14 protein-coding genes and 1 riboswitch are annotated in these 13,704 nt (G+C 71.2%); of the genes, 5 read left to right on the top strand and 9 right to left on the bottom strand.

Annotated elements, in window-relative coordinates; translation table 11 throughout:
- Positions 1-146: 146 nt before the first annotated feature.
- Genes ABT004_RS18855 through ABT004_RS18845 form a run of 3 tightly spaced genes read right to left on the bottom strand, consistent with a single transcriptional unit; the run spans position 147 to position 3,782 of the window.
- On the bottom strand, positions 147-1,466 hold the full coding sequence (locus tag ABT004_RS18855) for a M20/M25/M40 family metallo-hydrolase (protein ID WP_351337978.1): 1,320 nt from the start codon (positions 1,464-1,466) through the stop codon (positions 147-149).
- Entirely contained in the window at positions 1,463-2,824 is a 1,362-nt protein-coding gene (locus tag ABT004_RS18850; RefSeq protein WP_351337975.1) for a cytosine permease, read from the bottom strand. Before ABT004_RS18850 ends, ABT004_RS18855 begins: the two co-directional genes overlap by 4 nt.
- A gap of 4 nt (positions 2,825-2,828) precedes the next feature.
- A complete protein-coding gene (locus ABT004_RS18845) occupies positions 2,829-3,782 on the bottom strand; it encodes a DUF1177 domain-containing protein (protein WP_351337972.1) in 954 nt (317 codons plus the stop codon).
- A 130-nt stretch (positions 3,783-3,912) separates the two neighbouring features.
- Between ABT004_RS18845 and ABT004_RS18840 the strand changes: the two genes are divergently transcribed.
- The gene (locus ABT004_RS18840; protein ID WP_351337969.1) at positions 3,913-4,734 is read left to right on the top strand and encodes an IclR family transcriptional regulator; all 822 of its coding nucleotides are present in this window, start codon (positions 3,913-3,915) and stop codon (positions 4,732-4,734) included.
- Between the two features lie 46 nt (positions 4,735-4,780).
- Positions 4,781-5,506, top strand: coding sequence for a dipeptidase PepE (gene pepE, locus ABT004_RS18835; RefSeq protein ID WP_351337966.1), 726 nt, complete (start codon positions 4,781-4,783; stop codon positions 5,504-5,506).
- Between the two features lie 6 nt (positions 5,507-5,512).
- On the opposite strand, the gene ABT004_RS18830 is transcribed toward pepE, so the two are convergent.
- The 3 genes from ABT004_RS18830 to ABT004_RS18820 are packed head-to-tail and all read right to left on the bottom strand — an operon-like array spanning position 5,513 to position 7,142.
- Positions 5,513-6,010 (bottom strand): GNAT family N-acetyltransferase, encoded by a 498-nt coding sequence (locus ABT004_RS18830; protein ID WP_351337964.1) that lies wholly within the window; start codon positions 6,008-6,010, stop codon positions 5,513-5,515.
- Between the two features lie 48 nt (positions 6,011-6,058).
- Complete coding sequence (locus tag ABT004_RS18825; protein ID WP_351337961.1) at positions 6,059-6,331, bottom strand: DUF397 domain-containing protein; 273 nt, start codon at positions 6,329-6,331, stop codon at positions 6,059-6,061.
- A complete protein-coding gene (locus ABT004_RS18820; RefSeq protein WP_351337960.1) occupies positions 6,291-7,142 on the bottom strand; it encodes a helix-turn-helix domain-containing protein in 852 nt (283 codons plus the stop codon). Before ABT004_RS18820 ends, ABT004_RS18825 begins: the two co-directional genes overlap by 41 nt.
- Before the next feature lie 85 nt (positions 7,143-7,227).
- Between ABT004_RS18820 and ABT004_RS18815 the strand changes: the two genes are divergently transcribed.
- Positions 7,228-7,668 (top strand): ATP-binding protein, encoded by a 441-nt coding sequence (locus tag ABT004_RS18815; RefSeq protein ID WP_351337957.1) that lies wholly within the window; start codon positions 7,228-7,230, stop codon positions 7,666-7,668.
- Between the two features lie 41 nt (positions 7,669-7,709).
- Here ABT004_RS18815 and ABT004_RS18810 read toward each other — a convergent pair whose 3' ends face one another.
- Complete coding sequence (locus ABT004_RS18810; protein WP_351337954.1) at positions 7,710-9,443, bottom strand: MFS transporter; 1,734 nt, start codon at positions 9,441-9,443, stop codon at positions 7,710-7,712.
- Between the two features lie 310 nt (positions 9,444-9,753).
- On the opposite strand from ABT004_RS18810, the gene ABT004_RS18805 reads away from it, so the two are divergent.
- The gene (locus ABT004_RS18805; protein ID WP_351337952.1) at positions 9,754-11,934 is read left to right on the top strand and encodes an acyl-CoA dehydrogenase family protein; all 2,181 of its coding nucleotides are present in this window, start codon (positions 9,754-9,756) and stop codon (positions 11,932-11,934) included.
- On the opposite strand, the gene ABT004_RS18800 is transcribed toward ABT004_RS18805, so the two are convergent.
- Together ABT004_RS18800 and ABT004_RS18795 are read right to left on the bottom strand one after the other, a co-directional pair.
- The gene (locus tag ABT004_RS18800; protein ID WP_351337949.1) at positions 11,891-12,295 is read right to left on the bottom strand and encodes a DMT family transporter; all 405 of its coding nucleotides are present in this window, start codon (positions 12,293-12,295) and stop codon (positions 11,891-11,893) included. The genes ABT004_RS18805 and ABT004_RS18800 overlap by 44 nt on opposite strands.
- A 2-nt stretch (positions 12,296-12,297) precedes the next feature.
- Positions 12,298-12,612: a DMT family transporter gene (locus tag ABT004_RS18795; RefSeq protein WP_351337946.1), complete on the bottom strand. Its 315-nt coding sequence runs from the start codon at positions 12,610-12,612 to the stop codon at positions 12,298-12,300.
- Between the two features lie 14 nt (positions 12,613-12,626).
- A riboswitch (guanidine-III (ykkC-III) riboswitch) is annotated at positions 12,627-12,692 on the bottom strand.
- A gap of 79 nt (positions 12,693-12,771) precedes the next feature.
- Between ABT004_RS18795 and ABT004_RS18790 the strand changes: the two genes are divergently transcribed.
- The gene (locus ABT004_RS18790; RefSeq protein WP_351337943.1) at positions 12,772-13,674 is read left to right on the top strand and encodes a LysR substrate-binding domain-containing protein; all 903 of its coding nucleotides are present in this window, start codon (positions 12,772-12,774) and stop codon (positions 13,672-13,674) included.
- Positions 13,675-13,704: the final 30 nt, after the last annotated feature.

The raw sequence follows: 13,704 nt of genomic DNA, 5'->3' as shown, positions 1-13,704 counted from the left end.
CCCGCGCGTTGTGCTCCCCCCCCCCCCCCCTCGCCCCCCCGGCGCGCGGGGCGGCCCTGGGGGGGGGGGCGGGGGACTTGCACGCGTAACTACGAATCACTCGTAGTTACGCGTCACAGTCCCCTGGCCGTCCCCCGCGGGAGCCGTCAGCAGCCCTGCCAGAGCCGCGTCATCACCCGCACCCCGAACCGCAGCCCCTCCAGCGGGACCCGCTCGTCCACGCCGTGGAACAGGCGGCCGTAGTCCAGGTCGGCGGGCAGCTTCAGGCCCTTGAAGCCGAAGCAGCGGATGCCGAGGTGGGTGAAGGCCTTCGCGTCGGTGCCGCCCGGGTTGCAGTAGGGGACCGGGTGGCCGTCCGGGTCCTCGGCGCGTACGGCGGCGCACATGGCGTCCACCAGTGGGCCGTCGAAGGTCGTCTCCATCGCGATGTCGTGGTTGACCCACTCGCGGGAGACGGACGGCAGGAGCAGCTCGTCGATGGCGTCGATCAGCTCCTGCTCGTGGCCGGGCAGGAAGCGGCCGTCGACGCGGGCCGTCGCCTTTCCGGGGATGACGTTGGTCTGGTAGCCGGCCGTGAACATGGTGGGGTTCGCCGAGTTGCGGAGCACCACCTGCATGAAGTCCGCGACGTGGCCGAGCTTGGCCAGCTCCGCGTCCAGGTCCTCGGCCTCGAAGTCGAGCTCCACGCCCTGGAGGGCGGCGGCCTCGGCGAGCAGGGCGCGGACCGGCTCGATCAGGCGGATGGGGAACGTGTGGCGGCCGATGCGGGTGAGGGACTCGGCGAGGTCCGTCACCGCGTTCTCGTCGTTGGGGGAGGAGCCGTGGCCCGCCCGCCCGTTCGCCGTCAGTTCCATCCAGGCCATGCCGCGCTGGGCGTTCTCGATCGGGTAGAGGCGGCGGGTGTCGTCGAGGGCGTAGCTGAATCCGCCGCCCTCGCCGATCGCCTCCGTCACGCCCTCGAAGAGGTCCGGGCGGTGCTCGACCAGCCAGTGCGCGCCGAACTTGCCGCCCGCCTCCTCGTCCGCGAGGAACGCGAGGACCAGGTCGCGGGACGGCTTGGTGCCCGTACGTGCGAAGTGGCGGGCGGTGGCCAGCATGACGGCCACCGTGTCCTTCATGTCGATCGCGCCGCGGCCCCACAGGTAGCCGTCGCGGATCTCGCCGGAGAAGGGAGGCACCTGCCATTCGGTCGCGTCCGCCGGGACCACGTCCAGGTGGCCGTGGACGAGGAGGGCGCCCCGGGTGCGGTCCGTGCCCTCGATGCGGGCGATGACGCTCGCCCGGCCCGGCGCGCTCTCCACGAACTCGGACTTGATGCCGACCTCGGCCAGCTTGTCCTCGACCCAGCGGGCGCAGGCCTGTTCGTCGCTCGTCGGGTTGGAGGTGTCGAAGCGGATCAACTCGGCGCAGAGTTCGACGACTTCGCGCTGTGCGTCCTCGGAGGCGAGGGTGGCTGGGGTGGTCATGCCGCTCCTACGGGGGTGTGGTTGGCCTGGGCGGGGAGCGTGTCCTCGTCGTCGGTCAGGGTCGTGGTGCCGTACGTCCTGATCCAGCCGAGCAGCCCGAGGACGGTGTAGAGGACGAACGCGGTGGCCAGGGAGTTCAGGGCCGGGATGCCGCCGTCGTAGAACTTGCCGACGCAGAAGGCGGCGGCCCAGATCACGAGGGACAGGGGGACCCAGGTCGGGGACGTGGTGGGCAGGGTGCCCGCCTCGCGCGTCTCGTCGAGTGGCTTGCGCATCTTGCGGACCACCCAGTACTCGGCGACCACGATGCCTCCGATGGGCGGGATGGCCACGCCGAGCACGGAGAGGAACTCCGTGAAGTGGGTCATGATGCCGACCGCGGAGAGGGCGGTGCCCGCGATGCCGAGGCCGATGGTGACGGCGCCGCGGTGCAGGCGCTTCTTGAAGACGACCTGGAAGAAGTTGACGACGCCGAGCGAGGAGCCGTACAGGTTCCAGTCGTTGATCTTCGCGGTCGACATCAGGACGACGAGGACGCCGAAGACGCCGGACGTGGAGAGCACGATCTGCGAGACCTGGTCGCTCCTGACCATGTGGCCGAGGAGCACGCCCGTCAGGCCCACGATGTACTCGGAGAGGATCATCGAGGACGCCGTCTGCAGGAAGACGTGGCTGCCCTTCTTGTTGTAGCGGGTCATCTCGGGCGCGACGATCGCGCCGGTCATGTAGCCGCCCGCGATGGCGGTCGCGGCGACCGAGAGCGGGATGGCCTGGCCGGGCGGCGGGGAGCTGAGCAGGTCTGCGATGGAGTGGTCGGAGAGCGCGTCGATGACGGACCAGGCGACCATCGCGAAGAAGAGGGGCGTGACGATCTTCGCGAAGATCGCCATGTAGCGGAAGCCGAACATCACCAGGACCGTGATGGCCAGACCCGCGACGATGCACCACAGCCACGACGGGCCGCCGACGAGCGACGAGACGCTGTCGCCGAAGATCGTGTTCTGGACGCCGAACCAGCCGACGAGGCTGATCGCGATGATGAAGCTGACGAGGGCGGAGCCGTTGCGGCCGAAGCCGGCCCAGCGGGTCAGCAGCGGCGTCGCGAGACCCTCGCGCATGCCTGCCATGCCGATCAGGAAGATCACGACTTCGAGGATGACCGCGCCGAGCGTGAAGGCGAGGAAGGCGTCGCCGAAGGTCATGCCGACGCCGATGGTGGCGCCCAGGGTGAACTGCGAGATGGAGCCGGACTGGGCGAGCCACTGGAGCAGCATCGTCCAGAAGCCGAGCCGCTTGTCCTTCGGAACTCTGGACAGCGCGTAGTCGTCGCTGCCCACGCTCTTCGTGGTGGTGGCCATGGCGTCACGACTCCGTAGGTGCGTTGCCGAGGGTCTGCAGGTGGGCGAGCGAGCCGTAGCGGCTCACGAGGGCGTCGAACTCCTCGGCGTCGTGGAAGTCGAGGCGACCGCCGCCGAAGGCCTTCGCGGTCTCGACGGCGAACCGGGCGGCGGCCGCGATGTCGGTCTCGTGGCTGGCGCCGGTCTGGCAGCCGGGGACCGCCGAGGCCGAGGTGACCGCGAGGCCGACGACCGGGGCGGCGGTCGCCGTGGCCGGCTGAAGGATCGAATTGATGTGATGTGCCCCGTTACCGTACGGCGTGATGTCCTGCGTGGTCACGGGGTACGTGACCAACGGCTCACCGGTGACGACGGCGAGCAGCTCGCCCAGCTCCTCGCTGACCCGCAGCACCCACCCCTCCTTGACGGTGGGGGACAGGGCGAGGCCCTTGTGGTTGATGATGCGGTTGCCCTTGGTGGTGTCGATGGAGAGCACGGCCTCCATGTCGTCCGTCACCTCGTGCCGGTTCATCGTCGCGATGTCGACCGGCGAATCCATGAACGGCACCGGGTCGTGCGGCGCGGTCGGGGCGTCCGGGCAGATGTGCGTGGCGACGACCACGTCACCGTCGAGCACGTCGCCGCGTCGGCGCATGTCGAGGAGCTTGGCGGCCGTGGCGAGCGCGGCGGCGGCGCCGTCCGCGTCGGAGACGAGCCCGGTCATCTCGGGCCGGGCGCCGACCCCGCCGAGGCGGCCGACGACGCCGAGCGTGCGGGCGCTGCCGCCGCGGCTGCGGCCCTTCGCGCCGGGGATCCGGGCGAGCACGAAGTCGGTGGACCCGCGCTCGCCGTCGACCGTGGTCACCTCGGCTCCGGAGCCCTCCGGGCCCGCGACAGAGTCGAGATACGCGACGGCGCGCTTGCCGTCGGCGTCGGGGTCGTCCAGCAGATCGACGACATCGAGGACGTACTTCAACATGCGGGGTCCCTCTCGCTGCTCCGTGCCCGGTCGCGATTTACACCGGTACTGACAGCAGATTCGGGATCGGATAGCGTTGTCGGCAAGCATTTCCCGTTATTTGCAATACAGGTCTGGATGGTGAGATGGCGTGCCGGAGATCCCGCTCGACCGGAAGACCCCGGCCGGCGCGCTACAGACCGTCGACCGGGCCCTCCTCGTGCTGCTCGCGTTCGAGCGGACGCGGCCGGACTGGGGAGTGACGGAGGTCGCCACCGAGTTCGGCTGGGACACGTCGGTCGCGCAGCGGCTGCTCTCGACCCTGGCCGGGCGCGGCTTCCTCGTCTCGGACCCTGTGACCCGGCGCTATCGGATCGGGCCCGCCGTACTCAGGCTGGGCAGGCTGTGGGAGCGCTCGGGATCCCTTGAGCTGCTGGCGGGTCCGGTCCTGGAGGAGTTGCGGGCGGCGACCGGTGACACGGTCCTGTTCTGTCTGCCCGACAGCTTCCACATGCGCTGCGTCGCGGCGGTCGAGGGCGAGGAAGGGCCCCTGCGCTACTACCCGTTGGTGGGCGAGCTGTACCCGGCGCACGCGGGCGCGACGAGCAAGTCGTACTACGCGTTCCTGCCCGACGAGCAGCGCCACCGGCTGTTCCGCGGCCGCCCCATGGCCCGCTTCACCGAGCGCACGGTGACCGACGCGGACGAGCTGGAGCGCGAGTTCCTCGCGGTCCGCGCCCAGGGGTACGCGTGGACGGTCGGCGAGTACGACGCCGGGATCGGTACGGTCGCCGTGCCCGTCTTCCTCGGTCGCGAGCCCTACGGGAGCCTCAGTCTCGGCGCCGCGAAGGAGCGCTTCCCCGACGGTCCCGGCGACCGTCTCGACGCCCTGCGCAAGGCCGCCCACCTCCTGGAGCGGCGCCTGACGCACCCGCCGCAGCCCGCGCGCCGCACCCGCGCGGCCACCAACTGACCTTTGTGCACAGCCTGTTGATTACGTTGATCGGAGCGACCCCGTCGTGAACCTTCTGCTGCTCTCCAACTCCACCCAGCACGGCCAGGGTTACCTGGAGCACGCGCTGGACACCGTCACCGGCTTCCTGCCGGCGCGGGCCCGCCTCGCGTTCGTGCCGTACGCGCTCGCCGACCACGACGCGTACACGGCGAAGGTGCGCGGTGCGCTGGAGGGGGCGGGGATCGAGGTGCGGGGCGTGCACGAGGGCGGCGATCCGCTCGCCCAACTCGCCGCGGGGGACGCGGTGTTCATCGGCGGCGGCAACTCGTTCCGGCTGCTGAGCGCGCTGTACCGCACGGGCCTGCGGGAGGCCGTGACGGGGGCGGTCCGTGCGGGCCTGCCGTACATGGGCGCCAGCGCCGGCACCAACATGGCCGCGCCCACCCTCCGTACGACCAACGACATGCCGATCGTGCAGCCGCCGTCCTTCGAGACGCTGGGCCTGGTCCCGTTCCAGATCAACCCGCACTACCTGGACCCGGACCCGTCCTCCACCCACAAGGGCGAGACCCGCGAGCAGCGCCTCACCGAGTTCCTGGAGGAGAACGACGTGCCGGTGCTCGGCCTGCGGGAGGGCTCGTGGCTGCGGGTTTCCGGGGACCGGGCGTCGGTGGCGGGCGCGCACCAGGCGCGGCTGTTCCGGCGGGGTGCGGAGCCGCAGGAGCTGGCGGCGGGCTCCGACGTGTCCGAACTTCTGGGTGTGGAGGCGCGGTTCGACGTGGGGTGCTGACGGCTCCTACGGGACTTCCGGCAGCTTCAGCCACTCCTGCCAGCTGATGTCGCGGCCGATGAGGCGCGGCTGGCGGAACGGCCACTCGGCGGCGATCCACTCCGGCACGAACGCGTCGAGCGCCCGCTCCTCGGCGCCCCCGGCGAGGTCGTCGACCACCCACCACGAGATCTCCCCGTCGGCGCCGGTGCGCTCGGGCGGGTCGATGTAGACGCAGCCGAGGAGTGCGGTCTCCTCCGCGTTCAGCAGGGCGTAGTTGAACGACTGGTGGGCCGCGATCTCCTTCTCGTGCCGCAGCAGGTCGACGCGGTCCGCCTCGTACGTCATGGTCTCCGCGGGCCAGCCCCACGCCGGGCCGAAGATCTCCCACAGGCGCTCGCGCGAGCCCATCACGGCGGGGTAGTCGATCGCGGCGTCCGCTTCCCGGATCGGCCGCAGGTGGAGGGCGGTTCCGGGAACGGGTGTGTGGGTGGGGTGGACGAAGTCGTGCGGCAGCCAGCTCATGGGCGGTGAGATTAGCGGGGTGCCTCCGGCGTGTCCCCCGAGTTTCCGCTAGACCCGTCCGCCGACGACGCCCGCCACGAAGGCGCGGAATGCGCTTGGCGTGATCCGGAGGTGGTTGAGGTCCGGGTCCTTGGAGTCGCGGATGGCGACGGTTCCGGTGCCGGTGGCGCACTCCAGGCAGTCGCCAGTGGTGCCGCTGTAGCTGGACTTGCGCCAGACGGCGCCGTCCAGAGGGGCGCACTCGATGCACTCGCCCCCCGTGTTGCCGCTGTAACTGGACTTACGCCACTGGGCGTTGGCCAGGTCCCGGGTGCTGCCCATAACGGTCCTCCAGTACGAGCTTGATCAGTGCCGCCGATTCCTCCACGGAGAGGGCGGTGGCCTGCAAGCTAGCGTAACGAAGGGTCGCTTCCCGAATGGTTTCCGGGTTGGCGGTCATGTGCCCCTGCACGAAATCCTCGGTGTAGACGAGGTCGGGGTCCTCGTCGAATCGGAGCAACGTGAACGATCCCGCCAGGCTTGCGTGTTCGCCAACCCGGAACGGCAACACCTGGAGCTGCGCCAACCGTTCACGCTGGACGTCCAACAGATGGTGCAGTTGTTTTCGCATCGCCGCCCTGCCGCCCACCGGGCGGTGCAGCACCGCCTCGTCGAGGATCACCAGGCCCAGCGGCGGCTGCTCGCGCCGCAGGATGCGCTGGCGCTCCATTCGCGCCGCGAGCAACTCGTCAAGCTTGGCGGGCCGCCCCGTGGCCAAGACGGCCCGCGCGTACTCCTCCGTCTGCAACAGCCCATACACCAGCTGGCACTGGAACGTGGAGATGTACGTGGCCCGCGCCTCCATCTCGGCGTACGCCTGAAACCAGGTCGGAAGTTGGCTTCGCAGGACCAGGCCCACCAGGCCCGAGAAGAAGCCGTCCGTGCCCAGCGCCGCGTCCACCCGCTCGCTGAAGTCACGCGTCGGCACCTTCTTGGCGCACTCGATCTGGCCGATCAACGACCCCGTACAGAAGACGCAGTCGCCCAACTGGCCCAGCTTCAGGCCCGCGTCCTCTCTTCGGCGACGCAGTTCGAACCCGTAGTAGTCGAGCGGCGAGGCGCCGGGGTCGAGGTCACGGCGGATGTTCGGCACGGGCGGTCACCCCAGACGTGCAACGCCTCGCGGCGTTTCGATCACGACGTAGCCGAGAGTAATCGAACCGTCCCACGCTGGTGACATGAATCACGCAACTGACGCCCCGGACGCGGGACTTGCCGAGTTCTACGGTTTCGGCCTCACCGTGGGTGAGCACAGCGCCCGGCACCTGCGCCGCATCCTGCGGATCCACCTCGAGGTGTGGGAGCTGGGGGAGCTCGCCGACGACGCCGAACTCGCGCTGACCGAGCTGATCGCCAACGTCGTCCGCCATGTGCCGGGACGGAGCTGCACCGTGCGGATGATGCGGGCGGACGCCGGGGTGCGGGTCGAGGTGGCAGACGCCCACCCCGTGCTGCCCGAACCGCGGGACCGCCGTGAATGCGCCGAGTCGGGCCGGGGTCTTGCCATCGTGGCGGCCGTGGTCGACCGGTGGGGCGTGGTGCCGCACCGGGCGCCCCGGGGCGGGAAGACCGTCTGGTTCGAGTGCCACGCGAAGAGGGCGCGCCACGCACCCGCGTGACGCGCCCTCCGCCGAAGCTGCCCGTCGGCCCGGCGCCCCGCCTACCGCACCGACTCCGCCAGCGCCTCCAGCGCCAGGTCCACCCGCACCGGACGGTTCTCGCCGTGGTGGGTGGCGGCCGAGGCGCGCGGGGCGTGGCCGGAGGCGGTGGTCGCGAGGACGTAGGAGCCGCCCGCCGGGACGTCGAGGGCGTAGCCGCCCTCCGTGTCCGTGAGGGCCGAGCCCGCCTGGCGGCCGCGGCGGTCGATCAGGGTGACCTTGGCGCGGGGCACGGGAAGGCCCGCCGGGTCGAGGACGCGGCCGTGGAACCGGGCGGCGAGGGCCTCCTCCACGCGTTCCAGGACCGTGTCCTCCTCGCTGCTGGCGCGGAGCTGGACCGTGGGCTTCTTGCGGCCCGGCAGGCCGAACGCGAGCAGCACGCCGACCGCGACCGCGGCCGTGGCGATGAGGAAGGAGACGCGGAAGCCGTGCATCGTCGGGACGGCGGCGCCGTGCACCTGGTTCGCCGTGTTGGCCAGGACCATGCCGATGACCGCGGAGGACACCGACGTACCGATGGAGCGCATCAGGGTGTTGAGGCCGGTGGCCGCACCCGTCTCGGACGCGTCCACCGCGCCGATGATCAGGGCCGGCAGCGAGGAGTAGGCGAGGCCGATGCCCGCGCCGATCAGGACCGAGATGATGATGGTCTGCCAGGCGGCGCTCATCAGGCCGAGGCCCGCGCCGTAGCCGATCGCGATGATCAGCAGGCCGAGCAGCAGGGTGACCTTCGGGCCGAACTGGGCGGACAGCCGGGCGTAGAGGGGCGCCATCAGCATCATCGTCAGGCCGAGCGGCGCGACGCACAGGCCCGCGACGACCATCGACTGGCCGAGGCCGTAGCCCGTGGCGGACGGCAGCTGGAGCAGCTGGGGGAGGACGAGCGAGATCGCGTAGAAGGCGACGCCGACCATGATCGAGGCGAGGTTCGTGAGCAGGACCTCACGGCGGGCCGTCGTGCGCAGGTCGACCAGCGGGGCCTTCAGGCGCAGTTCCATCGCGCCCCAGGCGAGGAGGACGACGAGCGCGGCGGCGAACAGGCCGAGCGTCGTGCCCGAACTCCAGCCCCAGTCGCTGCCCTTGGTGATGGGCAGGAGGAAGAGGATCAGGCCGAGGGTGAGGCCGAAGGCGCCCACGATGTCGAAGGAGCCCTGCGCGCGCAGCGGGCTCTCCGGGACGAAGAAGAGGGTGAGGGCGATCGCGACGACGCCGAGACCCGCCGCGCCGAAGAACAGCGCGTGCCAGTCGGCGTGCTGGGCGACGAGCGCCGCCACCGGGAGGGCGAGTCCGCCGCCGACGCCGATGGACGAGGACATCAGGGCCATCGCCGAGCCGAGCTTCTCGCGCGGCAGCATGTCGCGCATCAGGCCGATGCCGAGCGGAATGGCGCCCATGGCGAAGCCCTGCAGCGCGCGGCCCACGATCATGACGAGCAGGTTGTCCGTGAAGCCGCAGACCAGGGAGCCGAGCACCATGATGGCGAGGCTGGTGAGCAGCATCCGGCGCTTGCCGGCCAGGTCACCGAGGCGGCCCATGATGGGGGTCGCGACGGCGCCCGCGAGAAGGGTCGAGGTCATGACCCAGGTCGCGTTGGAGGGGGCGGTGTTCAGCAGCTCGGGCAGGTCCTTGATCACCGGCACGAGCAGCGTCTGCATGACCGCCACGGTGATGCCGGCGAAGGCGAGGACGGGGACGACGCCGCCTGAAGGGCGGGCTTGAGTCGTCGGCTGGGACATGAAGGAAGGCCTCCGGAAGGCGGTCTCGGTCCACGTACTGAGACGTGACTCTTGGGACGGCGAACGCGCGCCGCCGGGGTCGGGGCGCGCGCTGTGCGGTCGGTATGCGGTGGTGTGCGGGCGGTCTTGCGGCAGGTTGTGTGTATGTCGAACCGGTTGGCTGGGGCGACTATTCCGACGTTCGTCGTACGAGCGGGATCCTTTACCTCTTCATTACGTCACCGCTCGGTGAACGGTCGTCTCCGAAGTTCCTGACCCAGTGTCAGATTTGGTCTTCCGGTCTACTGGAACGTGTTCTACCGTGCGCCGCATGGGCATCGCCATCACGCAGGAACAGCGGGAACTCGCGGACGCCGTGCGCGGTTGGATCGCGCGCGCCGTACCGCCCGACGAGGTGCGCAAGCTGCTCGACGCCCCGGCCGCCCCCGGCCACCGCCCCTCCCACTGGGACGGTCTCGCCGGGCAGGGCCTCCTCGGGGTGCACCTCCCCGAGTCGTACGGCGGCGGGGGCGGGACCCTCCTCGATCTCGCGGTGGTCGTGGAAGAGGCGGGGCGCGCGGCGCTGCCCGGGCCGTTCGCCGGCAGCGTGCTCGCCGCCGAAGTGCTGCGCAGGGCCGGACGGCGCGAGCTCACCCGTGCCCTCGCCGAAGGGGAGCGGATCGGCGCGGTCGCGTTCGGGCCCGGCGGGCTCAGCGCCGTCGCGGGCCCCGACGGACTCGTGCTCGACGGGGCAGCGCCGCCCGTCCTCACCGGCGCCGACGCCGATCTGCTGGTACTCGCGGCGGAGAGCGCCGAGGGCGTGGTGTGGTTCGCCGTCGACGCCGAGAGCCCCGGGCTCACCGTCCGCGCGCACGAGAGCGGGGACCCCACCCGGCCCACCGCGGAGGTCACGGCGAGCGGAGTGGCCGTCCCCACCGACCGGATCCTGACGAGCCTCGGCGCCACCGTCGTACGCGACCTCGCCTGCGTACTGCTCGCCGCCGACGCCTGCGGCACCGCGGCCTGGGCGCTGCACGCCGCGGCTGAACACGCCAAGGTGCGCGAGCAGTTCGGGCGGCCCATCGGGCAGTTCCAGGGCGTCAAGCACCTGTGCGCCGACATGCTGGTGCGGGTGGAACAGGCCGCCGCGCTCACGTGGGACGCCGCGCGGGCCCTGGAGGACGACAGCCCCGGCGATGTGCGCGGGCTCGTCGCCGCGCTCGCCGCGGGAACCGCGCTCGACGCCGCGTACACCTGCGCCAAGGACTGCATCCAGGTCCTCGGCGGCATCGGTTTCACCTGGGAGCACGACGCCCACCTCTATCTGCGCCGAGCCGTCGTCGCCCGCCAACTGCTCGGCGCGGGGGACGCGCACCGGCTGCGCGCCGTACGGCTCGCCGAATCCGGCGTGCGTCGCGAGCTGCGATTCGAGCTGCCCGCCGAGGCGGACGCGCACCGGGACGCGGCCCGAAGCGTCATCGAGGGGGCGCGAGGACTCGACCCGAAGGCCGCACGCCGTGCCCTCGCACCCACCGGCTACGCGGCGCCGCACCTTCCGCCCCCGTACGGGCTCGGCGCCGGGCCCGTCCAACAGCTCGCCGTGCAGCAGGAGTTGAAGGCGGCCGGGGTGAAGCTCAGCGACCTCGGCATCGCCACGTGGGTCGTGCCCTCCCTCATCTCCTACGGCACCCAGGAGCAGCGCGACCGCCATCTCCCGGCGACCCTGCGCGGCGAGACGCTGTGGTGCCAGCTGTTCTCGGAGCCGGGGGCCGGATCCGACCTCGCCTCGCTGCGTACGCGGGCGGAGCGGATGCCCGACGGGCGGTGGCGGATCAACGGGCAGAAGGTGTGGACGAGCGCCGCGCAGTGGGCGGACCACGGCATCCTGCTCGCCCGGACCGACCCGGACGCGCCCAAGCACAAGGGCCTCACCTACTTCGTCCTCGACATGAAGAACACCGACGGCATCGACATCCGGCCGTTGCGCGAGATCACCGGGGACTCCCTCTTCAACGAGGTGTACTTCGATGACGTCGTGCTGCCGGCGGACGCCGTGGTCGGTGAGGTCGACGACGGCTGGCGGGTCGCCCGGCACACGCTCGGCAATGAACGGGTGCACATGGCCGACCAGTTGACGTTCGACACGGGTCTGGAGGCGCTGCTCGCGCGGTCCGGTGACCTGGACGGCGCGTACCGGGCGAGGATCGGCGCGCTCGCCGCGGAGGCGCACGCGCTCGGCTGTATCGGCCTGCGTACGACCATGCTCCAGGTCGCGGGCGCGGAACCGGGAGCGGGCGCCTCGGTCAGGAAGCTGGTGCAGACCCCGCACCAGCAGAAGGTCGCGGAACTCGCCCTCGAACTCCTGGGCCCGGCAGGCGCGTTGCGCGAGGGCCCAGGAGAGCGGGCCCTCCACGGCTTTCTGCTGTCCCGCTGCCTGACGATCGCGGGCGGGACGACTCAGGTGCAGCTCAACGTCGTGGCGGAGCGGATTCTTGGTCTGCCCCGTGACTGACGTCGTCGGCCGATGACAGCTCCGGGTGGGCGTTCTTGCCCGGAACGGTCTTCACGAACTTCAGGCCGACCACGCAGAGGATGATCCCGGCGAGGAAGACGACCTTCAGCGGCTTGGCCGCCTCGTCGCCCGTCACCATCGCGTAGGTCACGGTCAGTGCGGCCCCGATGCCGATCCACACCGCGTAGGCGACGCTGATCGGGATCTTCTTCATCGCGTAGGCGAGGCCGGACATCGAGATGATCAGTCCGACGACGAAGATGATCGTCGGGCCGGTTTCGGAGAAGTTCTTGGAGTGCCCGAGCGCGGTGGCCCAGACGGCCTCGAAGACGCCGCTGAGGACGAGGATTCCCCATGCCATGGTCAGCTCACCGCCTTCAGGCCCACGACGCAGCCGATCAGGCCGACCAGCAGCAGGCTCTTCGCGGGTGTCGCCTTCTCCTGGCCGCGCACGATCGCGTACAGGGCGGTCAGTACGGCGCCGATGCCGACCCACACGGCGTACGAGGTGCCGGTCGGCAGCTCGTGCATGGCATGGGCCAGGCCTGCCATGGAGCCGGTCAGGGCGACGATGAAGATCACGGTGGGGACGGGGCGCTTCAGGCCGTGGGACGCGCCCAGCGCGGAGGCCCACACCGCCTCGAGGACCCCGGAGAGAATCAGAACAACCCACGGCACGACGGACTCACCTTCCAAGGCAGTCTTGTCGCTCAGCGGGTACTGCTCCCTCGTCCGCGAGCCCTTGATGAGGGCTTGATTTCTGTATAGCAAGCTTCGTGCGAAGGGGCAAACGCCAGGTAAAGGGGGCTGCGAGCGCCCGGCCCGTAGGGTCGCCCCGTGGAGCTGAAACACCTCACCGGATTCGTGGCCGTCGCCGAGGAGCTGCACTTCGGCCGCGCCGCCGAGCGCCTGCACATCGCCCAGTCGCCGCTCAGCCAGCAGATCAAGCTGCTCGAACGCGATCTGGGCGTGAAGCTCTTCGACCGCACCACCCGCACCGTCCGCCTCACTTCCGCGGGGCAGGCGCTCGTCGAGCCGGCCCGGAAACTGCTCGCGGACGCCGCCGCCGTGCACCGGACGGTGCGGGCCGCGCACCTGGGCGAGGTCGGCCGGGTATCGGTCGGCTTCGCCGGGGCCAGCAGCTACGCGGCGCTGCCCCTGCTCACCCGCGCCGTCACCTCCCGACTGCCCGGCATCGAGCTGGTGCTGGAGGGGCAGACCTACAGCGGCGAGGCGCTGCGCCGGATCACCGACGGCACCCTCGACATCGGCTTCGTGGCACTGCCGGTGCGGCGCGGCATCACCGCCCGCGTCGTCCGCATGGAGCGCCTCGTCCTCGCCCTGCCCGACAGCCACCCGCTCGCGGACCACGCCGAGATCCCCGTGCGCGCGCTCGCCGACGAACCCGTCGTCACCTTCCCGCTCTCCCGCGAGTCCGCGGTGCGGGACGCCATGACGCAGGCGTGCCACGACGCCGGGTTCGCGCCCCGGATCGCGCAGGAGGCCCCGGACGCGTACACCATGCTGGCGCTCGTCGGCGCGGGCGTCGGCGTCGCGGTCGTCGTCGAGTCGGCGCGCGACATCCACCTGGAACATGTGGTGTTCAGGCCGCTGGCCGGGGGAGAGGCGCCGGTCCTGCCGATCGCGCTCGGCTGGCGCAGCGGCAACCCTTCGGCGGCGTTGCAGGCGGTGCTGCGGGTGGCGCGGGACGTGCTGCCGACGCCGGAGCCAGGGAGCTGATTGCGCGCGATCGCCGCTCAGTTCGCCCCG

Source organism: Streptomyces sp. NPDC002790, from assembly GCF_040295505.1.
Classification (GTDB): Bacteria; Actinomycetota; Actinomycetes; order Streptomycetales; family Streptomycetaceae; genus Streptomyces.
Note: the sequence above shows the minus strand (reverse complement) of the source record. Positions and strands in the feature narration are given on the sequence as shown.

What these genes read in the sequence shown, in the direction of transcription:
- ABT004_RS18845 (WP_351337972.1), bottom strand. Translation starts at nt 3,782, where the DNA reads ATGTTGAAGTACGTCCTCGATGTCGTCGATCTGCTGGACGACCCCGAC.
- ABT004_RS18830 (WP_351337964.1), bottom strand. Translation starts at nt 6,010, where the DNA reads ATGAGCTGGCTGCCGCACGACTTCGTCCACCCCACCCACACACCCGTT.
- ABT004_RS18850 (WP_351337975.1), bottom strand. Translation starts at nt 2,824, where the DNA reads ATGGCCACCACCACGAAGAGCGTGGGCAGCGACGACTACGCGCTGTCC.
- ABT004_RS18805 (WP_351337952.1), top strand. Translation starts at nt 9,754, where the DNA reads ATGGGCATCGCCATCACGCAGGAACAGCGGGAACTCGCGGACGCCGTG.
- ABT004_RS18810 (WP_351337954.1), bottom strand. Translation starts at nt 9,443, where the DNA reads ATGTCCCAGCCGACGACTCAAGCCCGCCCTTCAGGCGGCGTCGTCCCC.
- ABT004_RS18825 (WP_351337961.1), bottom strand. Translation starts at nt 6,331, where the DNA reads ATGGGCAGCACCCGGGACCTGGCCAACGCCCAGTGGCGTAAGTCCAGT.
- ABT004_RS18800 (WP_351337949.1), bottom strand. Translation starts at nt 12,295, where the DNA reads ATGGCATGGGGAATCCTCGTCCTCAGCGGCGTCTTCGAGGCCGTCTGG.
- ABT004_RS18815 (WP_351337957.1), top strand. Translation starts at nt 7,228, where the DNA reads ATGAATCACGCAACTGACGCCCCGGACGCGGGACTTGCCGAGTTCTAC.
- ABT004_RS18855 (WP_351337978.1), bottom strand. Translation starts at nt 1,466, where the DNA reads ATGACCACCCCAGCCACCCTCGCCTCCGAGGACGCACAGCGCGAAGTC.